The following is a 21,324-nucleotide window of genomic DNA, read 5'->3' on the forward strand; positions in this document are numbered from 1 at the left end:
GGTCTGGGGGGCGTCGGACATCGGGGTCGGGTCTCTTCGTTGTAGGGGCGTTCGGGACGGCGTGCCGACGACGCGCCGGCAGGCCGCCGGCGTCGAGTCGCACGTCGATCCGCCACGGAACGCGGGCATGCGGAAGCGCACGCGCGCAGCGGATGACCCGAAAGGGTCGCAGCAGACCCCGCCGCTGTCAATCGGACGCGCCCCAGGCGGCCGTGGCCTCCGACGCACCGGTCGACGCCGGCCTACGGTGCCCCCGACCGGGAGGTGGCCGTGGACGAGGGACTCGGCGGCGGCGACGACGGCCGCCCCCGCTGCTGGTGGTGCGGCGACGAGCCGATCTACGTCGCCTATCACGACACCGAGTGGGGCGTTCCCGTCCACGACGACGCCCGCCTGTTCGAGAAGCTGTGCCTCGAGGGCTTCCAGGCGGGCCTGTCGTGGTTGACGATCCTGCGCAAGCGCGAGCGGTTCCGCGAGGTCTTCGCCGGCTTCGATCCCGCGGTCGTCGCGCAGTTCGGCGACCACGACGTGGCCCGCCTGCTCGCCGATCCGGGCATCGTCCGCAACCGCGCCAAGGTCGAGGCGACCATCACCAACGCCCGTGCCTACCTGGACCTGGTCGCCGTCGAAGGCTCGCTGGACGCGTACGTGTGGCGTTTCGCACCCGAGCACCGATCCGCGCCCCGCTCCCCCGCCGACGTGCGCGCGACCTCCCCCGAGTCGGTCGCGATGTCCAAGGACCTCAAGCGTCGCGGCTGGGCCTTCGTCGGTCCGACGACGGTGTACGCCTTCCAGCAGTCGATGGGAATCGTCGACGACCACCTCGTGGGTTGCTTCCGTCGCGGCGCGGCGGCGCCGTAGCCGCCGGTACCGTTGCGGCCCCCGTCGCCGAGCAGGATCGCTGCCCGTGGTGCTCCATCGTTTCCGCCGGGCCGTGCGGCGTGCGCGGCCGGCGCAACCGTTCACCCTCGAGCGCCAACCCGACGCCCTGCCGAAGACGGGCCTGTTCAGCGAACCGGTGCGGGTCGCCTCCGTGCGGGCGCTCGACCCCGAGGCACGCGACGACGGCTACCGCGTCACGTTCCTCGTCGAGGTGCGCGACGCCGAGGACAAGCGGTGCTCGGACCTGGCGGTCGAGGCCCGGGTGCAGGGTCCCGACCGGGAGCGGGTGGTCTCGGGGACGACGGACCTGATGGGTCGCATCCGGTTCCGCATGTCCGGGCCGGCCGGTGCGTATGCCATCGAGGTACGGGACGTGGCAGCGGGCGGACTGACCTTCGACCCCGCCGCGGCGCCGGTCACCACGTCGACCACGGTCGGCTGACGCGCCAGGCGTCCGACCACGCCAACTGGCCGTCGGACGCCGTCGCGGGTCACGGGGGGCGGCGCACGATGCCGGTGTAGTCACCGGCCCGCTCGCGGTGCCACCATGCGCCGGTGTCGCGGCGCTCGGCGCGGGAGGTGAACCGGTAGTGGTAGCGGCGCGCCCGCACCGCGGTCGGCGCCCGCCCGTCGAACGGGTCGACACGCAGCAACCGCCGGATCCCCGGATCGCCCTCGAGCAGGCGCTCGAGCAGCGCGAGGAACCACCGGTCGCGGGGACCGGGCCCGGGGCGCATCGCGGCGAACCACAGCAGCCAGTCCAGGCGCAGGTGGTAGGGCGCGACCTGCGGTGGCCGTCGCCGGGGGTCGGTCGGCTTCGCCGGGAACTCGTAGGCATGCCAATCGGCGTCCTCGTCCGGGTCCGGGTCGAGCGTGCCCTCCAGCACGATCTCGAAGCGGTGGCGGGTGACACTGCCGAAGGCGCCGTAGGTCCCGACGAGGTGGAGCGGGTTGAACGAGGCGTTCATCCGCTGCGTGCGCGACAGCAGGTTGCGGACCGGCCACCAGCTCATCACGACCTGGGCGGCGGCCACCATCGACACGAGGACGGCGAACCAGCCGGGGGTCGTCGCCGCCACCTCGCGCGGGGCGAGGACGCCCAGCGGACCACCCGTCCCCCCGAGCCAGGTGTCGGGCAGGGCCGCGGTCGCCAGCACCATGGTCACGAGGTTGAGCCAGGCGAAGTTGCCGCTGACGACCAGCCACGCCTGCGTGACCAGGACGGCGACGGCGGTGATTCCCGCCAGGGGTTGGGGCAGGAACAGCAGCGCCGGCAGCAGCAGCTGCGTCACGTGGTTGGCGGCCACCTCGATCCGGTGCAGGGACCGGGGCAGGCGGTGGAAGTGCCAGCTGAACACGCTCGGCAGCGGCTGGGTCTCGTGGTGGTAGTCGAGGCAGGTGAGGTCGCGCCAACACGGATCGCCGCGCCACTTGATCAGGCCGGCCCCGAACTCGACCCGGAACAGCAGCCACCGCACCAGCAGCAGCGCCGGCCACGGCACGGCGCTGTCGTGGCCGCCGAGGAACATGGCGAGGAAGCCGGCCTCGAGCAGGATCGACTCCCAACCGAACGCGTACCAGACCTGGCCGACGTTGACGTAGGACAGATACAGCAGCCACAGCACCGCGAACGTCGCCAGCGTCGTCGCGGTTCCGGCGGCCTGGGGCAGGCCGAGGACCACGGCCGCACTCAACGCCATGCCGAACCAGGCCCCACCCACCGCGAGCCGGTCGGCGTACCCGAGGTGGAACAGGCTCGGACTGCTCCGCCAGGACACGCGCGCCACGAATGCGGGGACCGGCGTCAGCCCGTCGGAACCGAGCAGCGGGCGCCACTGGTGGACGACGGCCGCGAACGCCACGACATAGACCAGGCCGACGCCGCGCTGGAACAGCTCGCGGGCGATCACGTAGCCGTCGGCGCTCCAGGGGTCCATGGGGACCATGGTGGTCCGGGAGGCTGGTCGGACCGCCGGTCCCGACCCGGTCCAACGGGCGACTCCCGCGCGAGCAGGCGGAAATCCGGACCGATCGGGGCCGCAGGATCTATCGTTCGCCGCCGGTGGGAGCCACCTCGGGAGAAGGATGGGTCGGACACGTGAGGACGACGACGAAGGCAGGGTGGGCCGGGGTGCTCGGGGCAGCGGTGCTGCTCGCGGGGTGCGGTGGCGGGGACACCGGAACGACCGCGCCAGAAGAGGAGGCTCCGGCGGGCTCCACCACCGACGAGGCGGCTGAGGAGGCCGAAGAGGCGTCCCGGATGCCCGACATGATCGGGCGCCCGGTCGACGAGGCGGTCGCCGAACTCGAGGAGCTCGGATTCGTGGTGTCCACCGGGCTGGTGCGCACCACCGAGATGGAGCCCGACCTCGTCTACCGCAGCGAGCCGGCGCCGGGTCGCCAGGTCACCGAGGGGCAGCGGGTCACGCTCCGCGTCGCCGCCGAGCCGCGCCAGTAGCGGCGGGTCGTCCGGCCGCGCCCGACGGCCGCGCCCGACGGCCGCGCGTGCCGTCGCGTTCGACCCTCAGTGCTTCTGCGCGTCGAACCAGGTCGGGCCGAACGCCGTGTCGACCTCCAGCGGCACGGCCAGGTCCACCACGCCGGACAGTTCACTGACCACCAGGTCCCGCGCCGCGTCCATCTCGTCCTCGGGCACCTCGAGCACGACCTCGTCGTGAACCTGCAGCAGCAGCTGCGTCCGCAGGCCAGAACGGTCCAGGGCGTGCTGCAGGGTGATCATCGCCAGCTTGATCACGTCGGCCGCGGTGCCCTGGATCGGGGCGTTGAGCGCCATGCGTTCCGCCATCTGGCGCCGGTTGCGGTTGTCCGAGAGCAGATCGGGCAGGTACCGACGACGACCGAACAGGGTGGTCGTGAATCCGTCGCGCCGGGCCTGGTCGACCGCGGCGTCGAGGAACGAGCGCACCTTCGGGAAGCGCGCCATGTAGGCGTCGACGATCTCGACCGCCTCGTCGGGCGGGATGCCCAGCTGCTGGCCGAGGCCGAACGGGGTCAGCCCGTAGGCGAGCCCGTAGTTGACGGCCTTCGCCCGGTCCCGCAGCGGACCGTCCACCTGCTCGAGCGGCAGGTCGAACACCTTGGCTGCGGTGGTGGCATGGATGTCCTCGCCCGACGCGAACGCGTCCAGCAGCCCGTCGTCCTGGGACAGGTGGGCCATGATCCGCAGCTCGATCTGGGAGTAGTCGGCGATCAGCAGCTGGGCGAAGCCGGGGCCGGGGACGAAGGCGCGCCGGATCTCGCGGCCCTCCTCGCGGCGGACCGGGATGTTCTGCAGGTTGGGATTGGACGAGGACAGCCGGCCGGTCGCGGCGATCGTCTGCGACAGCGTCGTGTGGATGCGACCGGTCTCGGGATCCACGAGCGGCGGCAGCGCGTCGACGTAGGTGGTCAGCAGCTTCGAGGTCTCGCGCCACTCCGAGATGGCGTCGATGATGGGGTGCATGCCGGCGAGGTTCTTCAGCGCCTGCGCGTCGGTGGTGTAACCGGTCTTGATGCGGCGCGTCTTGGGCAGCCCGAGCTCGTCGAACAGCACGGTCTGCAGCTGCAGCCCCGAACCGATGTTGAACGCCTTCCCGGCGTGGTCGTGGACCTCGCGCTCCATCTCGGCGATCCGGCGGGCCAGCCGCTCGCGGATCTCGTCGAGCACGTGCAGGTCGATGGTCACGCCGGCACGTTCCATGCGTGCCAGGACCGGCGCGAGTGGGAGCTCGATCGTCTCGTTGAGCTCGGTCTGGCCGCGCTCCTCGAGCTGTCCGGCCAGGTAGGTGGCCAGCTCGAAGGTCGCCTCGGCCCGCAGCGCCCGCTCCTCCCACGGATCGTGTTCCTCCACCTCGAGGCTGAGCTGGTCGCCGTCGTCGGCGGCGTCCTCGGGGCTGATCGTGCGCTGCAGGTACTGCAGCGCCAGCCGCTCGAGGTCGAAGGTGCGCTGCTCGGGGTTGAGCAGGTAGGCGCCGAGTTCGGTGTCGAGGGTGACCCCCGACACGGTCCAGCCGCGGGCGTGCGCCGCATGGTCGAGCGTCTTGGCGTCGTGGGTGACCTTGGCATGGGTGGGATCAGCGAGCACCGCCGCGAGCGCGTCGAGGTCGGTCGCATCGAGGTCGTCGATGCGGGCCGACGCCGGGTCGCGGTCGGGAGCGGCCACCGCGATCGCCGTCAGCGTCACGTGCGGCACGCGATCCGTGACGACCGGCACGATCGCCAGCGGCTGGGCGGCACCGTCGAGCCACGCCTCGAGGCCGCCGGCCTCCAGCCGGGTCGGCGCACGCTCGAACTGTTCCGCGGCCGCCTCCTCCTGCTCGCCGAGCACCTCGTCGACGAAGCGGTCGTACAACGCCCGGAACTCCAGCGAGCCGAACAGCGCCCGGACGGCCGCGGTGTCGATGTCGCCGAAGCGCAGGTCGGACAGGTCGCACGGGCAGTCGACGTCGCGGCGCAGGCGCATGATCCGCTGGTTGGTGCGGACCTGTTGCTCGTGTTCGACCAGCATGGCCGGCACCTTCTTGCCCGAGATCTGGTCGATGTTGGCGTAGATGCCGTCGATGTCGCCGAACTGGTTGACCAGCTTCGCCGCGGTCTTGTCGCCGACGCCAGGGACCCCGGGCAGGTTGTCGGAGTTGTCGCCGCGTAGGGCGGCGACGTCGACGTAGCTGGTGGGCCGTACGCCGTAGCGGTCCTCGACGGCGTCGGGAGTCATCTCGGCCATCTCGCTGATGCCGCGCAACGTGTAGAGCACCGTCAGGTGCTCGTCGACCAACTGCATCGCGTCCCGGTCGCCGGTGACGATGTAGGCGTGGAAACCTTCGTCGATCGCGCGCTCGGCGATGGTGGCCAGCACGTCGTCGGCCTCGACACCGGGCACCTCGATGATCGGAATCTCGAGGACTTCGAGGACCTGCTTGATCAGGTCCACCTGGGGCCGGAACTCGTCGGGCGCGGTGACCCGGTTGGCCTTGTACTCCGGGAACGCCTCGGTGCGGATGACGTCGCGGCCCTTGTCGAACGCGACCGCGATCGCGTCCGGGCGCCGGTCGCCCAACATCTTGATCAGCATGGAGGTGAAGCCATAGACGGCGTTGGTGAGCTGCCCCGTCTGCGTGCGCAAGGTGTCCGGCAGGGCGTAGAAGGCGCGGTAGGCGAGGCTGTGACCGTCCAGCAGCAGCAGCGAGCGACGGTCGGCGGGGCGGGGCGAGCTCACGTGGCGGACCTCGGTGACGGTACGAAGGCGACCGGACGACCCAGGTGCACGACGGCGGCGGGCCAGGGACGACCGAGCCTACTGACCGGTCGTGTCCCACACCGTCCTGGTCCTACCCTGCCGCGACAGCGCCCGTCCGATCGCCACCGAGGTGGTTTCCGTGACCTCACCCTTCTCGTTCCCGCACACCGACGCCGGCGACCTCCCGCGCGTGTACGACGTCGACGAGGCCAGCTTCGAGGGCCTGGTCGTCGAACGCTCACACGCCGTCCCGGTGGTGGTCGACTTCTGGGCCGCCTGGTGCGGACCCTGTCGGACGCTGGGCCCGATGCTCGAGCAGGCCGTCGAAGCGCGTGACGGCCGGGTCGTGCTCGCCAAGGTCGACGTCGACGGCAACCAGGCGCTCGCGCAGGCCTACCGCGTCCAGGGCATTCCCCAGGTGGTGGGCTTCCGTGACGGTCGACCCGCCGGCTCGTTCACCGGTGCGGTGCCCGCCACCGAGATCGAGCGCTTCCTCGACGGCCTGGTGCCCAGCGAGGCCGACGTGCTGGTGAAGACGGCCCGTGCACTGCCGGCGGAGCAGGCCGAGGCGGCACTGCGTCAGGCCCTCGCGGCGCAACCCGGTCACCGCGAGGCCGCGATCGGTCTCGCCGAACTGCTCGTGGACCGCGATCCCGACGCCGCGCGTGAACTGGTCCGACCGCACCGGCCCGACCCCGCTGCCGAGGCCGTGCTGACCCGGGTCGACCTCGCCGACGATCGTGGTGACCTCGGTGCACTGCAGGCCGCCGTCGACCGTGGCGACGCCGACGGCTCCACGCTGCGGGCACTCGGTCGCGCCCTCGCCGCCCGCGGTGACTACGAGCCGGCCATCGACCGGCTGATCGCCGCGGTGGAGTTGGGCGGCGAGGACCGCGAGGCCGCCAGGGAGCAGCTCGTGGCGATCTTCGGTGTGCTGGGTGACGACGACGAGCGCGTCCGTGCCGCCCGCCCGAGGCTGGCGAGGGCACTGTTCTGATGGCGCTCGATCCCCGCCCCGTCTCCGCCAGCCGCGTCCGGCTGGCGCGGACCATGTCCGTGCTCGACGCGAACAACCTCGGCAACGTGCATGGCGGCGTCGTCATGCGCGAGGTGGACAACGCCGCCGGCATCGCGGCGGCACGCCACGCCGGGCGCCCGGCCGTCACCGCCGGCATCGACGAGCTGTCCTTCAAGGCGCCGGTCCACGTCGGCGACGTCCTGATCGTCGAGGCCAGCGTCAACGACGTCGGCAGGACCTCGATCGAGGTCGGGGTGCGGGTCGAGGCCGAACCGTGGCAGGGCGGCGCGCGGCGGCACACCACGTCGGCCTACCTGGTGTTCGTCGCGATCGACGAGGACGGCAACCCGATGCCGATCCCCCCGCTGCTTCCCGAGACCGACGACGAGCGCCGACGACAGGCGCAGGCCCGGATCCGCCGCGAGGTCCGCAAGGAGCGCATCGCCCGCATCGGCGAATGGCGACCCGAGCACGTCGTCTGACGGCCGACCCGGCCGTGGTAGATCGGCGCTACCAGGGACCGCCGCCCTGCGCGCTGTCGAAGCTGTTGGCGAACGCGACCAGTCCCTCGACGTAGTTGGCACGTTCGAAGGCCTCGGGATCGGCGACGTTTCGCTGGCTGGCGCTGCCGCGCAGCTCTGCGATCGAGGTCACCCCGAGCTCACGGGCCCAGGCGGTCAGCTCGGCCTCCACCGTCGCGACGTGCGCAGGTCCATGACGGAGCAGCGACGAGGTCATCATCGCGACGTCCGCCCCGGCCAACAGGGCGCGGGCGGCGTCGAGTCCGCTGTGGACACCCGTCGTGAGCGCCAGCGAGGCGTCGACCCAGCCGTGCAGCAGCGCGGTCCAGCGCAGCGGCAGGCGCAGTTCCTCCGGGCTCGACAACGCCAACGAAGACACGACTCTCCGTGTGAACGGATCGATGTCGGGCTGGTAGAACCGGTTGAACAGCACCAGGCCGCGCGCGCCGGCATCGACCAGCCGCCGCGCGAAGTCGGCGAAGGCGGTGTAGTGCGGGCCGACCTTCACGGCCACCGGCACGCTCACCATCTCGGCGACCGACGCCACCATCTCGAGCTGCTCGGCCTCGACCTGCGCCGCCGACACCGCGACGTCAGCGGCGACGCGGTAGAGGTTGAGCTCGATCGCATCGGCACCGGCCTCCTCGAGCCAGGCGGCATACCGCGTCCAGCCGCCCCCGCTCGTCCCGTTGAGGCTGGCAACCACCGGCACGTCGAGGGCGTCCTTGGCCTCGCCGAGCAGGCGCAGGTAGCGGTCGCAGACAGTCTCGTAGCCGGCGAGGTCCGGGAAGTAGCTGCTGGCCTCGGGATTGCCACCCTCGCCGAGCAGGAACAGTGCCGTGGTCTGCAGCTCGTCGTGGATCACCTGCTCCTCGAACAGCGACGGCAGGACGACGGCCCCGACGCCGGCTGCCTGCAGTTCGCGGAGGCTGTCGACGCGGCCCGTGAAGGGCCCGGAGGAGGCGACCAGCGGTGAGCGCAGTCGCAGCCCGAGATAGTCGGTGGTCAGATCCATCAGGACACCTCCTCGGCAGCGATGCCGGCCTCGTCGACGATGGCGCCCGGCTCGTGCGGGATGCTGCGTTCGACGCCGGCGAGTTGCTCGTAGTAGCGCCAGCGTTCGTCGACGTCCGCCTGCGCCAGCCGCATCAGCTGCGCGGCCCGGTCGGGGTCGGACCGCATCAGCATGGCGAACCGGCCCTCACGACCGGCGAACTCGGCCACCGGCATGGCGGGCTTGCGCGAGTCGATCCGGAACGGCTTGGCGTGCGCGTCCTCGTCGGGGCGGTAGCGGTACAGCGGCCAGTAGCCGCTCTTGACCGCGTCGCGCTGCTGGTGCATCGAGTGCTTCATGTCGAAGCCGTGCGCGATGCAGGTCGAGTAGGCCAGCACCAGCGACGGGCCGTCCCAGGCGGCGGCCTCCTGCAGGGCCCGCACCGTCTGCACCTCGTTGGCACCCATGGCGATCTGGGCGATGTAGACCGTGCCGTACTGCATGGCGAGCGCGCCGAGATCCTTCTTGGGCACCGCCCGGCCGCCGCTGGCGAACTTGGCGACGGCCGCGCGCGGCGTCGCCTTCGAGGCCTGACCACCGGTGTTGGAGTACACCTCGGTGTCCATGACGAGCACGTTGACGTTCACGCCCGACGCGAGCACGTGGTCGAGCCCGCCGTAGCCGATGTCGTACGCCCAGCCGTCCCCGCCGATGATCCACACGTCCTTGCGGACCAGGGAGCCGGCCAGCGTGCGCAGGTGTGCCGCGCAGTCGTCGCCGTTCGCATCGGCGAGGCGGTGCTGGAGCTCGACGACCCGTCCCCGCTGTGCCTCGATGCCCGTCTCGTCGCGCTGGTCGGCGTCGAGCAGGGCGGTGACGAGGTCGTCGCCGATTCTCGGACCCAGGTCGCGGAGCAACCGTCGCGCGATCGCGGTCTGCTGCTCGACCGCCAGGCGCAGGCCGAGGCCGAACTCGGCGTTGTCCTCGAACAGGCTGTTGGCCCAGGCCGGTCCGCGCCCCTCGGCGTTGGTCCCCCACGGCGTCGTCGGCAGGTTGCCGCCGTAGATCGACGAGCAGCCGGTGGCGTTGGCGATCAGCAGGCGGTCGCCGAACAGCTGCGAGACCAGCTTGAGGTAGGGCGTCTCGCCGCAGCCCGCGCAGGCGCTCGAGTAGCTGAACAGGGGCTCGAGCAACTGCGACCCCTTGACCGTGTCGTGGGGCAGCAGGCCCCGTTCGAGCCGCGGGATGTCTTCGAAGAAGGCGAAGTTCTCGCGCTCGCGGTCCTGGTGGTCCGCGTACGGCTCCATGTTGATCGCCTTGTGCCCGGCCACCTGCTTGCTGGCGGCGGGGCACTGCTCGACGCACACGTTGCAGCCGGTGCAGTCGTCGGGCGAGACCTGGACGGTCAGCAGGTGTGGCGTCGCCAACTCGCGGGCCTTGAAGTCCTTCGCGAGGTAGCCCCCCGGCGCGCCTTCGAGCGTCCCGGGCTCGAAGATCTTCATCTTGATGGCGTCGTGGGGGCAGACGATGGCGCACTTGCCACAGTCGATGCAGATGTCGGGGTCCCAGATCGGGATCTCCTGCGCGATCGCCCGCTTCTCGTACCTCGTGGTGCCGGTCGGGAACGTTCCGTCCACCGGCAGGGCACTGACGGGCAGCAGGTCCCCCTCGCCCTCGAGGATGCGGGCGGTCACCCGTTCGACGAAGTCGGGAACCTCGGCCGGGACCGCCGGTCGACGCCCGAAGGTCGAGGTGACCTCCGACGGGATCGGTACCTCCGCGAGGACGCCGATCGCTCGGTCGATGGCGGCGAGGTTGCGGTCGACCACCTCGTGGCCGTAGCGGCCGTAGCTCGTGCGGACCGAGTGCTCCAGGGCGGCCCGCGCCGCGTCCCACGGCAACGTGTGCGACAGGCGGAAGAAACAGGCCTGCATGATCGTGTTGATGCGACCGCCGAGCCCGAGCTCCCGTGCCAGGGACTGGGCGTCGATCACGTGCAGCGACAGGCGCTTGTCGATGATGGTGCGCTGCACGGGCTCGGGGAGGGCGTTCCAGACGTGCGCGGCGCCGAACGGGGCGTTGAGCAGGAACGTCGCGCCGGGCCTCGCGCGATCGAGCACCTCGCGGGTGAGCAGGAAGCCGAACTGGTGGCAGGCCACGAAGTCGGCCTGGTCGATGAGGTAGGTCGAGCGGATCGGGCGGCGCGAGAAGCGCAGGTGCGAGACGGTCTGCGCCCCCGACTTCTTGGAGTCGTAGACGAAGTAGCCCTGGGCGTGCAGGTCGGTGTGCTCACCGACGATCTTGACCGTGTTCTTGTTGGCGCCGACCGTGCCGTCCGCACCGAGGCCGTAGAAGACGGCGGCCACGTCGCCGTCCTGGTGCGGCAGCGCGAAGTCGGCCGCCGGCAGCAGCGACAGGTGCGTGACGTCGTCGTGGATGCCGACCGTGAACCGCTTCGGTGGGTCGTCGGCGGCCAGCGCCGCGAAGACGCCCGCCACCATCTGCGGGGTGAACTCCTTCGACGACAGCCCGTAGCGACCGCCCGACAGGCGCGGCAACGAGGCGACGTCGAGACTGCCGTCGAGGACCGCCTCGGTCAGCACGGTCGCCACATCGGTGAACAACGGTTCGCCGACCGCGCCGGGCTCCTTGGTCCGGTCCAGGACGCCGAGGCTGCGCACCGTCGCCGGCAGGGCGGCCAGGAACGCCGCGACGGGGAACGGCCGGTACAGGCGGACCTTGATCAGCCCGACACGCTCGCCCCGGCGGTTGAGTTCCTCGACCGTCTCCTCGACCGCGCCGATCCCCGAGCCCATCAGGACCAGCACGCGGTCGGCCTCGGGATGCCCGACGTAGTCGACGAGGTGGTAGCTGCGCCCGCTCACCTGCGCGAACGCGTCCATCGCGGTCTGGACCGCGTCCGGGACGGCGTCGTAGAACGGGTTGGCGGCCTCGCGGGCCTGGAAGAACACGTCGGGGTTCTGGGCCGTCCCGCGGAGCTTCGGCGCGTCGGGCGTCAGGCCGCGGGCCCGGTGGGCGTGAACGTCGCGGTCGTCGACGAGGCGGCGCAGGTCGTCCTCGGACAGCTCGTCGATGCGGTTGAGTTCGTGCGAGGTCCGGAAGCCGTCGAAGAAGTGCAGGAACGGCACGCGCGTCCGCAGCGTGGCGACGTGGGCGACGGCCGCGAGGTCCTGCGACTCCTGCACCGACGCCGAGGCGAGCATGGCCCAACCCGTCGACCGCACCGACATGACGTCGGAGTGGTCGCCGAAGATGGACAGGGCATGGGTGGCGATCGTGCGGGCGGCGACGTGGATCACCGTGGGGGTGAGCTCCCCTGCGATCTTGAACATGTTCGGGATCATCAGCAGCAGGCCCTGCGACGCCGTGAACGTCGTCGCCAGGGCGCCGGTCATGAGGGCGCCGTGCAGGGTGCCGGCGGCCCCGGCCTCGCTCTGCATCTCGATGACCCGGGGCACCGAGCCCCACAGGTTCTCGCGACCGGCGGCCGCCCAGTCGTCGGAGCTCTCCCCCATCGGTGACGCCGGGGTGATCGGGTAGATGGCGACCACTTCGCTCAGTGCATAGGCGACCCGGGCAGCAGCTTCGTTGCCGTCGTAGACGTGGGATCCCATGCGCGCGTCCTTCTCGGCCGGCCTGTCGATGCCGGCGGCTGCGCGTAGTTGACCGCGCGGTGAGAAGGGCGGGCAGAGCCGAAGGTCTTCGCGGAAAGGACGGAGGTCCCCGTCGTCAGAGGACCATCTGCAGGAACTGTCGGGTGCGCTCGTGCTGCGGGTCGGTCAGGATCTGCGCCGGCGGGCCTTCCTCGACCACGACGCCGCCGTCCATGAACACGACCCGATCGGCGACCTCGCGCGCGAATCCCATCTCGTGGGTGACGACCATCATGGTCATGCCCTCGTCGGCGAGCCGGCGCATGACCTCGAGCACCTCGCCGACCAGCTCCGGATCGAGGGCGGAGGTCGGCTCGTCGAACAGCATCATGTCGGGGTCCATCGAAAGCGCTCGGGCGATCGCCACGCGCTGCTGCTGACCGCCCGAGAGGTGGGCGGGGTAGGCGTGGACCTTGTCGGAGAGCCCGACGCGGTCGAGGTTGCGGTGCGCGATCTCGGCGGCCTCGGTCTTGGAACGCTTGCGGACCCGCTGCTGGGCGATGGTCAGGTTGCGCAGCACCGACAGGTGCGGGAACAGGTTGAACGACTGGAACACCATGCCGATCCGACTGCGCAACCGGTCCACGTCGGCGTCGGGATCGGTGATGTCCTCGCCCTCGATGAGGATCTGGCCCGCCGTCGGTTCCTCGAGCCGGTTCACGCAGCGCAGGAGGGTGGACTTGCCCGAGCCGGAGGGCCCGATGACGCACACCACCTCCCCGTGGCCGACCGTGAAGTCGATGCCCGTCAGCACCTCGAGGTCACCGAACGACTTGTGCAGGTCGCGGATCTCGATCGCGTGCGTGGCCGTCGGGGCGGAAGCCGTCGCCATGTCGTGGTGCTCCGGGTGTCGGAGGGCTCGGGCGAGCCTACTGGGCGGATCTGCTCGGAAGAGGAGTCACCGGGCTCGCCGGTTGCGCCGCTCGAGCATGGCGACCAGTTGGGTCAGCGGCACGGTGATCGCCAGGTAGACCAGCGCGATCACGATCAGCGGCGTGGCGTTGGCACGGCGGTCCAGGATCTGGCGTCCGAACTTCAGCAGCTCCACCGTCGCGGGCGTCGTGCCGAGCACGAACAGCAGCGAGGTGTCCTTGATCAGCAGGACCAGCTCATTGGTCAAGGGCGGGATGATGATCCGGAACCCCTGCGGGATCACGATGGAGAGCATGGCCCGGCTGTAGGACATGCCCAGCGAACGCGCCGCCTCCATCTGGCCCTTCGGCACGCCCTCGATGCCGGCACGGATGGTCTCGGCCATGTACGCGGCAGCAACCAGGCCCAGACCCAGCGTGATGTAGATGAGGATGTTCCAGCGCACCCGGAACGCGATCGGGATGCCGAGACCGACGAGGAAGATCGTGACCAGCGCGGGCAGGCCTCGGAAGATCTCGATGTAGATCCGGGCGAACCAGCGGTAGGGGCCGATCGTGGACAGCCGCATCAGGGCGAGCAGGAGCCCGAGGCCGAGCCCGAACACGAACGCGAGGAAGGTGTAGAAGACGGTGTTGCGGGCCGCGACCGTCAGCACCCGCGGGAACATCTCGCGGGCGATCTCGACGTTGAAGAAGTTTCGCCGGATCACGGGCCAGTCGGCGACCGCGACCAGGAGCGCGATCACGCCGAAGAACAGCGCGTACATGACGAGGCGGATCAGCCGCTGACGCTGGCGTTTCGTCACCGCGGTTCCTGTCCTGGTCGTGCCGGCCGGGCCGGGCGAAACCTAGGCGACCGCCGGCCGACATGGTCGCCGGTGCGACGGCGGTCTTCCGCAGGTGCCCGCAGCGGTCGTGAGGGGGCCGTCGCCGACCCCCTCACCACCCACCGGAACCGCCGGACGGCTACTCGACGACGGCGAAGTACGACTCGAACAGCTCGTCGTAGGTGCCGTTGTCACGCAACTCGGCCAGGGCCTCGTTGACGACGTCGATCAGGTCGTCCTCACGGCCCTGCTCGAACGCGAACCCGTAGGTCTCGTCGGTCTCGTACTCCTCGACGACCTCGAGGTCGCCGTCCTGCGCCGCACGGGCCCGGTTGACGGGCTCGTCCTGCAGGATCGCGTCGATCGAGCCCGCCGCCAGCGCGGTGAACAGGTCACCGCCGCCCTCGAACTCGGTGATGGTCGCGCCCGGGACGTTCGCCTCGGCGTACTCCGCGCCGGTGGTTCCCGACTGCACGCCCAGGGTGACGCCCTCGGTCAGGTCGTCGATGCTGCTGATGTCGGAACCGGCCGGGACCAGCAGCGACTGCAGGGACTCGTAGTACGGCTCGGAGAAGTCGATCTGCTCCTCGCGCTCCTCGGTGATGGTCATGGCCGAGGCGGCGACGTCGCAGGTGCCGGCGGCCATCGTGGCGCCGGAGGTCAGGCCCTCGAAGCCGGTGTCGACGACCGTCATCTCCAGGCCCGCGATCTGGGCGATCTCGTACATCAGCTCGATGTCGAAGCCGCTGTAACCGGTCGGGTGCTCGGGGTCTTCGAACTCGAACGGCTCGTAGGGGATCTCGCTGCAGACGGTGAGCGTCCCGTCGGCGACCAGCTGCAGATCGCGATCTTCGGCGTCGCCCTCGGCGGTGCCGGTGTCGCCGGTGTCACCGGCATCACCGGCGTCCCCGTCGTCGCCGCAGGCGGTCAGGACCAGGGTGAGCGCCGCGGCGGCAGCGGCAGCCCGGCGGGTGGTGGCACGCATGGGTTGTCCTTGCAACTCGGTGGTCGCCGCGGGGCGCGCGACGAAGTCGACGACTCCGGCCGTCTCCCCCGGTCTACGACCGTGGTCGGAGGGTCCGCAACCTAAGCCAAGACGCGCGCCACGTCACGGAGCCTGCGCGCATCGTGCGCTCAGGCCTCGAAGCGTTCGATGACCTGTTCGGCGACCTGGCGCATCGTGACGCGCCGCTCCATCGCCTGGCGCTGCACGAACCGGAACGCCTCGGCCTCGGACATGCCCTCGTGCTGTTGCAGGAGCCCCTTGGCCTTCTCGACCAGTTTGCGGGCCTCGAGCCGGCCCTGCAGGTCGTCGACCTCGCGTTCGAGTCCCGACATCTCGCGGAAGCGACCCGCCGCGATCTCGACCGCCGGCAACAGGTCGTGCTTCTGGAACGGCTTGACCAGGTAGGCCATGGCACCGGCGCGGCGGGCCTTCTCGACGAGATCGCGCTGGCTGAAGGCCGTGAGGATCAGGATGGCGGCGAGCCGCTCCTTGGCGATCTCCTCGGCCGCCTGGATGCCGTCCATGACCGGCATCTTGACGTCGAGGATGACCAGGTCGGGCTCGAGTTCGCGGGTGAGCCGCACCGCCGACGCACCGTCGGCGACCTCGGCCACCACCTCGAAGCCCTCCTCCTGCAGCATCTCCTTGAGATCGAGGCGGATCAATGCCTCGTCCTCGGCGATCAGCACGCGGGTCGGGCGGCGCTCGGAGTCGGTCATGGGCTCGTGGCCGGGCGTCGTCTCGCTCACGTGTGGTCCCTTCCAGGCCGCGCGGCCTCGAGCTCGAAGAGGCGGTCGAGGAGGCCGTCGCGCCGGTCGATCAGCGCCTGGGCCTCGTTGCGTGCTTCCTCGAGCAGTCCTGCGTGTCGGTCCAGATCGGTACGGGCTTCCCGCCACTCGCGGTCGGCCAGCGGTGTCTGCGCCACCAGCTTGCGGGTCTCGGCGTCCTCGGCGACCTCCCGGAGGTAGGCCACCTGCTCGGCCAGGACCCGTTCGGTCGCGCGGACCCGCTTCAGATCGTCCTGGATCCGGGCGAGGCGCTCACGCACCCGAGTGGTTTCGCGGTCGGTACCCGTGGCGGCTCCCGTCGTCTTCGTCACCGAGTGGTGCGGTCCCGGCGGCGCGACGGCCAGGAGGCCACCCGGGGAAGCCACGTACGCGTGGACGTGCGGCCCCCGAGCCGCCGCTGGGCCATCGAACGGTAGTCGCCCCGCTCGAAACCGGCCAAACACCCGTGCGGGAAGACGGTTCGATGAGCGTGGTACCCCGGGCGGGATTCGAACCCGCACTGGAACGAGTTTGAGTCGTTTGCCTCTGCCGGTTGGGCTACCGGGGCCTGTGCGGCGACAGGGTAACGGGCTCGACTGAGAAGCGGTCAATCGGGGTCGCGCTGCACGTTCTTACCGCAATGGGTCGGCGTCTGGGCATGGCAGTTGGGGCACAGGAGCCGGAGGTTCTCGAGTCGATTGTCGCGCGGGTCGCCGCTGATGTGGTCGAGGTGCAGGCTCAGGGGCCGCCCTCGCCATGCGCAGATCCCACAGACCGCGCAGGCCTACGACAGGATGCCCTCCTCGACCAAGCGCAATTTGAGGCGGTGCGTGTCGCCGAGCGCTCGACCGAAGACGAGAATGTCCGCCAACGGCTTGCGGCGCCGGCGCGGTTGACGGGTCCCGGAGGACCAGGCCTGGCCGGGCAGGGAGCCTGGGTCGATGCCCACCTCCCAGAGTCGCCGTTCGGTTGCGCGCCGCCCGAGGTGCTTCGTCGAGTCGAGTCCGAGGCGCCGCATGACCTCGTTCACCGACCGGGCGCCGTCGGCGGCGTGTCGGATCTCGTCGTCCGACCAGTCGAACCGGCGCCGTCGTCGAGCACCGTTCGGGGAGACGGGACGGTCCCAGTGGGCCGTGTCGAGGGCCAACCGACGGATGTGATCCTGCATCGACATCCAGGTGCCGCCGCCGACGGCGAGGCCGAGGGCGAGGAACACCTGGCGCATGTTGGTCGATGCCGCGACCGCGTCCACCAGCTGGTCGTCGGTCCAGCGACGACGGCTCTCGGGCGTACCGATGTGGGGGCGTGGTCGAGCCCCAGTTCGTCGCAACGCCGGCGAACGGCGTCACTGCGGCCGCGCAGGCCCAGGTGGCGGTGCACCGCCGCCCAGGTCGTGCAGGCGGCGATGGCGTCGCGGAGTTGATCGTCGGTCCGACGACGTGCAGGCATGGGCGGGCTCCAATCACCGCCCCCGGATCAGGAGCCAGACATTCTGCCGTGGGGTGAGACACGCCGTGGCGCGGGATCCGCGGCCTGTGGGTTGGCTGAACGTTCCGCCGCGCATGTACGATCGGACAGGGTCCGGCCTTGGCCGCTCGTACGTCCCCTCCTACGGTCGCGACCACATCTCCGCTGTGCGAGCGTGCCTCAGTTCGCGTCGACGACGTCTTCGGCGTCCGTCCCTTTTTCCGGTAGGGCAGCCGGCCAAGCGATTTCCGGGCACGCATTCCGCACGATCCGCGCGCCACGAGGAATCCGTTGTCCTTCCTGGACTACATCACCGATGCCGGCACCCAACGGGTGCTGGTCGACCTGTCGCTCGAGCACGTCGCCCTGACGGCCTCAGCGGTCGTCGCCGGCGGCATCATCGGCCTGCTGCTCGGCGTGATCGCGCAACGGGTTGCCGTGCTGCGCGTCGCGATCGTCAACCTCACGGCCCTGCTGCTGACCATCCCCTCGCTGGCACTGTTCGCCATCCTCATCCCCCTGGTCGGCATCGGCTTCCAGCCCGCCGTCGTGGCCCTGACCCTGTACTCGTTGCTCCCGATCGTCCGCAACACCGTTTCCGGGCTGCAGGGCGTCGACGCCGCGACGGTCGAAGCCGCGAAGGGCATGGGCATGGGCGGCATGAAACGCCTCCTGCGCATCGAGCTGCCCACCGCGTGGCCGGTCATTCTCGCCGGACTGCGGGTCTCCACCCTGCTCGTGATCGGGATCGCCGCCGTCGCGGCGCTGGTCGGCGGACCGGGCCTTGGCAACGAGATCTTCCGTGGGATCCGCCGCATCGGCTCGGTCGGGGCCGTCGAGTCCATCGCGGGCGGGACCGTCGCCATCGTGGTGCTGGCCCTGTTGTTCGACCTGCTCTACCTCGCCATCGGCCGCCTGACCATCTCCCGAGGCCTACGTGACTGACGCCATGATCCAGCTCCGCGAGCTGACCAAGCGCTACCCCGGATCCGCCGACGCGGCCGTCGATCGCCTGACGCTCGACATCCCCAAGGGCGAGATCGTCGTCTTCGTCGGGCCGTCCGGCTGCGGCAAGACCACCAGTCTCAAGATGATCAACCGCATCATCGAGCCGACCTCGGGGCACATCCTGCTCGACGGCGAGGACGTCACCGACGGCGACCCCAACCGGCTCCGCCGCCGGATCGGTTACGTGATCCAGCAGGTCGGGTTGTTTCCGCACCAGACCATCGCCGACAACGTCGCCACCGTCCCCGGTCTGCTCGGCTGGGACCGCGACCGCATCCGCGCGCGGGTCGACGAACTGCTCGACGTGGTCGGACTCGACCCCGACGAGTACCGGGACCGCTACCCGAAGGAGCTTTCCGGCGGGCAGCGCCAACGGGTCGGCGTGGCACGCGCCCTGGCCGCCGACCCACCGGTGTTGCTGATGGACGAGCCCTTCGGCGCCATCGACCCGATCACCCGCACCCGGCTGCAGAACGAGTTCCTCCGACTGCAGGACGAACTGCAGAAGACGATCGTCTTCGTCACCCACGACATCGACGAGGCGATCAAGATGGGTGACCGGATCGCCATCCTGCGTGAACAGTCCCACATCGCCCAGTTCGCCACGCCCGAGGAGATCCTGACCAACCCCGCCGACGACTTCGTCGAGGACTTCGTCGGCTCCGGCGCGACCCTCAAGCGGCTCAAGCTGTCGCGGGTCCGCGACGTCGAGTGGTTGACCGACTGCCCGACCGGGACCGTCGACGAAACGCGCGAGGTCCTGCGCCAGCGCCTCGACGCCTCCGACTGGACCGCGCTGCTCGTCCTCGACGAGCGGGGTCGGCCGCTGCGGTGGCTGCGCGCCCCCGACTTCCGCCACGAACGACCGGTGCGCGAGCTCGGCCTGCCGGCCCGCGCCATGGTCGAGCCGCACGCGACGCTCTCGGACGCGCTCGAGGAGATGTTGCTCGGCTCGGCCGGCGTCGCCATCGTCGTCGACGGGCGCGGCGCCTTCCAGGGCATCGTCGACGTCGACGCACTGATCGCGACCATGCAGGCCATGCGTGACGCAAACGCCGAGTTCTACCGGGCGGCCAAGCTGATCGATCCCGCGGCCGCGGTGACGCCATGAGTACCACCCTCGACACCGCACCGGAGCCGACCCGGGATGCGGTCGTTCGGGACCCCACAGCGCGGACCCGCGTCGGCGCGTTCCTGCACTGGTTCGGGATCCCGCTGCTGTGCGCGGTGCTGCTCGTCGGGCTGTACGTGTGGGTGCAGGGCCAGGAACTCGACTCGATCACCGCACGACGACTCACCCAGGACATCCTGACCACCCAGCTGGTCCGGCACCTGCAGCTGACCGTGCTGTCCACCGCACTCGTGCTTCTGCTGGCCGTGCCCCTGGGCATCGTCGCGACCCGCCCGTCGACGCGGCGGTTGGCGCCGGCCATCATCGGCCTCGGCAACGCCGGACAGGCCATCCCGTCGCTCGGCCTGCTCGCGCTGCTGTTCGTCGCCTTCCGTTACCTGCCGTTCCTGCCGACGACGGGCATGGTGCCGGTCGTCGCGGCCCTGGTCGGCTACTCGTTCCTGCCGATCCTGCGCAACACCATGGTGGGGCTGGAGCAGGTCGACGGCAGCGTGCTCGAAGCAGGCCGCGGCATGGGCATGTCGGACCTCGGCATCCTGCGCCGGATCGAGCTGCCCCTGGCCGTTCCGGTGATCCTCGCCGGGGTGCGTACGGCACTCATCCTCAACGTCGGCACCGCCACGCTCGCGTTCCTGATCGGCGGCGGTGGGCTCGGCGAGACCATCTTCCAGGGCTTCCAGCTGCGTCGGACCGCGATCCTCGTGACCGGTTCGGTGCTGGTGGCGGTCCTCGCCCTGCTCGTGGACTACCTCGCGGGCCTGGTCGAGGAGAAGCTCACGCCGCGCGGGCTGTAGCCCGCGGGCGCTCGCGCGCGGCGAACACGTCACACCCTCCGAAGAACCCGATCAACCATGAAGGACACCCCTTGCTGCATGCACGACATCTCCGACTGACCGGCGGGCTCGCCGCCGCCGCGCTGCTGGCCGCCGCCTGTGGTGGCGACCAACTCGAGGGCGACGACAGCGCCGCGACCAGCGACGGCGACGGCGCGGCCACCACGGTCGAGGCGGGCACCGAGTCGCTCGACGGCGCCGAGATCACCGTGGGCTCCAAGGACTTCGACGAGCAACTCGTGCTGGGCCACATCTCCCGGCTGCTGCTCGAGGACGCCGGTGCCAGCGTCACCGACCAGATCAACCTCGGCGGCACCGACGCGTCCCGCGGGGCGCTCGAGTCCGGCGAGATCGACCACTACTGGGAGTACACCGGCACGGCCTGGATCTCGTTCTTCGGCGAGACCGACCCGATCCCGGACCGCGAGGAGCAGTACGAGGCGGTGCGCGAGCGCGACGCCGAGGAGCGCGGGCTGTACTGGCTCGACCCCTCACCGTTCAACAACACCTACGGCATCGCCTACCAGGCCGACGCCGCCGACGACCTCGGCAACATCACCTCCATCTCGCAGCTCGGTGACCTGATCGAGTCGGACCCCGACCTCGTGTCGCTGTGCGTAGAGACCGAGTTCAACGCCCGTGACGACGGTCTGCCCGGCATGGAGGCCCACTACGGGTTCGACGTGCCCGACGACAACGTGACCGTGCTCGACACCGGCATCGTGTACTCGGCCACCGCCGACCGTGACCCGTGCAACTTCGGCGAGGTGTTCACCACCGACGGGCGTGTCGCCGCCCTCGACCTGGTGGTCCTCGAGGACGACGAGGCGTTCTTCCCGCTCTACAACGTCTCGCCGGTGTTCGTCGAGTCCGTCTACGAGCAGTACGGGCAGACGCTGGCCGAGCTGTACGCCCCGGTGACGGCCGCGCTCGACGACGAGACCATGGCGTCGCTCAACGCCCGGGTGTCCGCGGAGAACGAGCGGCCCGAAGCGGTCGCCGAGAGCTGGCTGACCGAGAACGGCTTCATCGGCTGACGCAACAGCAGCCGCAGGCAACGACGCCCCGCCGGTTCGCCGGCGGGGCG

General features: G+C 70.6%; 20 protein-coding genes and 1 tRNA gene. 9 read left to right on the forward strand and 12 right to left on the reverse strand.

Features of this window, described 5'->3' with window-relative positions; genetic code table 11:
* Positions 1-264 precede the first annotated feature (264 nt).
* Positions 265-861 (forward strand): DNA-3-methyladenine glycosylase I, encoded by a 597-nt coding sequence (locus ACERMF_RS08515; RefSeq protein ID WP_373668632.1) that lies wholly within the window; start codon positions 265-267, stop codon positions 859-861.
* 46 nt (positions 862-907) lie between these two features.
* Entirely contained in the window at positions 908-1,324 is a 417-nt protein-coding gene (locus ACERMF_RS08520; RefSeq protein WP_373668633.1) for a hypothetical protein, read from the forward strand.
* Positions 1,325-1,373: 49 nt separating this feature from the next.
* On the opposite strand, the gene ACERMF_RS08525 is transcribed toward ACERMF_RS08520, so the two are convergent.
* The gene (locus ACERMF_RS08525; protein ID WP_373668634.1) at positions 1,374-2,828 is read right to left on the reverse strand and encodes a lipase maturation factor family protein; all 1,455 of its coding nucleotides are present in this window, start codon (positions 2,826-2,828) and stop codon (positions 1,374-1,376) included.
* Positions 2,829-2,980: 152 nt separating this feature from the next.
* Here ACERMF_RS08525 and ACERMF_RS08530 point away from each other — a divergent pair, with 152 nt between their 5' ends.
* On the forward strand, positions 2,981-3,340 hold the full coding sequence (locus tag ACERMF_RS08530; RefSeq protein WP_373668635.1) for a PASTA domain-containing protein: 360 nt from the start codon (positions 2,981-2,983) through the stop codon (positions 3,338-3,340).
* Between the two features lie 66 nt (positions 3,341-3,406).
* Here the strand turns inward: ACERMF_RS08530 and polA are convergent, their stop codons facing one another.
* Positions 3,407-6,097: a DNA polymerase I gene (gene polA / locus ACERMF_RS08535; RefSeq protein WP_373668636.1), complete on the reverse strand. Its 2,691-nt coding sequence runs from the start codon at positions 6,095-6,097 to the stop codon at positions 3,407-3,409.
* A 160-nt stretch (positions 6,098-6,257) separates the two neighbouring features.
* Between polA and ACERMF_RS08540 the strand changes: the two genes are divergently transcribed.
* Both ACERMF_RS08540 and ACERMF_RS08545 read left to right on the forward strand, forming a co-directional pair.
* A complete protein-coding gene (locus ACERMF_RS08540; RefSeq protein WP_373668637.1) occupies positions 6,258-7,115 on the forward strand; it encodes a tetratricopeptide repeat protein in 858 nt (285 codons plus the stop codon).
* The gene (locus ACERMF_RS08545) at positions 7,115-7,618 is read left to right on the forward strand and encodes an acyl-CoA thioesterase (protein ID WP_373668638.1); all 504 of its coding nucleotides are present in this window, start codon (positions 7,115-7,117) and stop codon (positions 7,616-7,618) included. Before ACERMF_RS08540 ends, ACERMF_RS08545 begins: the two co-directional genes overlap by 1 nt.
* Before the next feature lie 28 nt (positions 7,619-7,646).
* Here the strand turns inward: ACERMF_RS08545 and ACERMF_RS08550 are convergent, their stop codons facing one another.
* The 10 genes from ACERMF_RS08550 to ACERMF_RS08595 all read right to left on the reverse strand — a co-directional run bounded on the left by ACERMF_RS08550 (position 7,647) and on the right by ACERMF_RS08595 (position 17,049).
* Positions 7,647-8,672 (reverse strand): dihydroorotate dehydrogenase-like protein, encoded by a 1,026-nt coding sequence (locus tag ACERMF_RS08550; protein ID WP_373668639.1) that lies wholly within the window; start codon positions 8,670-8,672, stop codon positions 7,647-7,649.
* Positions 8,672-12,286, reverse strand: coding sequence for a pyruvate:ferredoxin (flavodoxin) oxidoreductase (gene nifJ, locus ACERMF_RS08555; RefSeq protein ID WP_373668640.1), 3,615 nt, complete (start codon positions 12,284-12,286; stop codon positions 8,672-8,674). Before nifJ ends, ACERMF_RS08550 begins: the two co-directional genes overlap by 1 nt.
* Before the next feature lie 115 nt (positions 12,287-12,401).
* Entirely contained in the window at positions 12,402-13,157 is a 756-nt protein-coding gene (locus tag ACERMF_RS08560) for an amino acid ABC transporter ATP-binding protein (RefSeq protein WP_373668642.1), read from the reverse strand.
* A 66-nt stretch (positions 13,158-13,223) separates the two neighbouring features.
* Entirely contained in the window at positions 13,224-14,003 is a 780-nt protein-coding gene (locus ACERMF_RS08565; RefSeq protein WP_373668643.1) for an amino acid ABC transporter permease, read from the reverse strand.
* 160 nt (positions 14,004-14,163) lie between these two features.
* Positions 14,164-15,009, reverse strand: coding sequence for a basic amino acid ABC transporter substrate-binding protein (locus tag ACERMF_RS08570; RefSeq protein WP_373668644.1), 846 nt, complete (start codon positions 15,007-15,009; stop codon positions 14,164-14,166).
* Positions 15,010-15,158: 149 nt separating this feature from the next.
* Entirely contained in the window at positions 15,159-15,779 is a 621-nt protein-coding gene (locus tag ACERMF_RS08575; RefSeq protein ID WP_373668645.1) for an ANTAR domain-containing response regulator, read from the reverse strand.
* Positions 15,776-16,129, reverse strand: a complete 354-nt coding sequence (locus ACERMF_RS08580; RefSeq protein ID WP_373668646.1) for a hypothetical protein — start codon at positions 16,127-16,129, stop codon at positions 15,776-15,778. The genes ACERMF_RS08575 and ACERMF_RS08580 overlap by 4 nt, the downstream gene beginning before the upstream one ends.
* A 159-nt stretch (positions 16,130-16,288) precedes the next feature.
* Positions 16,289-16,365 (reverse strand) — tRNA-Leu (locus ACERMF_RS08585).
* Positions 16,366-16,404: 39 nt separating this feature from the next.
* Positions 16,405-16,563: an HNH endonuclease gene (locus ACERMF_RS08590; RefSeq protein ID WP_373668819.1), complete on the reverse strand. Its 159-nt coding sequence runs from the start codon at positions 16,561-16,563 to the stop codon at positions 16,405-16,407.
* Positions 16,564-16,581: 18 nt separating this feature from the next.
* Entirely contained in the window at positions 16,582-17,049 is a 468-nt protein-coding gene (locus ACERMF_RS08595; protein ID WP_373668647.1) for a hypothetical protein, read from the reverse strand.
* 506 nt (positions 17,050-17,555) lie between these two features.
* On the opposite strand from ACERMF_RS08595, the gene ACERMF_RS08600 reads away from it, so the two are divergent.
* From ACERMF_RS08600 to ACERMF_RS08615, 4 genes are all read left to right on the forward strand, one after another.
* On the forward strand, positions 17,556-18,209 hold the full coding sequence (locus ACERMF_RS08600) for an ABC transporter permease (protein WP_373668648.1): 654 nt from the start codon (positions 17,556-17,558) through the stop codon (positions 18,207-18,209).
* A complete protein-coding gene (locus ACERMF_RS08605; RefSeq protein WP_373668649.1) occupies positions 18,202-19,383 on the forward strand; it encodes a betaine/proline/choline family ABC transporter ATP-binding protein in 1,182 nt (393 codons plus the stop codon). The genes ACERMF_RS08600 and ACERMF_RS08605 overlap by 8 nt, the downstream gene beginning before the upstream one ends.
* On the forward strand, positions 19,380-20,198 hold the full coding sequence (locus ACERMF_RS08610; RefSeq protein WP_373668650.1) for an ABC transporter permease: 819 nt from the start codon (positions 19,380-19,382) through the stop codon (positions 20,196-20,198). Before ACERMF_RS08605 ends, ACERMF_RS08610 begins: the two co-directional genes overlap by 4 nt.
* A 71-nt stretch (positions 20,199-20,269) precedes the next feature.
* On the forward strand, positions 20,270-21,274 hold the full coding sequence (locus tag ACERMF_RS08615) for a glycine betaine ABC transporter substrate-binding protein (RefSeq protein WP_373668651.1): 1,005 nt from the start codon (positions 20,270-20,272) through the stop codon (positions 21,272-21,274).
* Positions 21,275-21,324 lie beyond the last annotated feature (50 nt).

This window comes from Egicoccus sp. AB-alg6-2 (assembly GCF_041821025.1).
GTDB lineage: Bacteria > Actinomycetota > Nitriliruptoria > Nitriliruptorales > Nitriliruptoraceae > Egicoccus.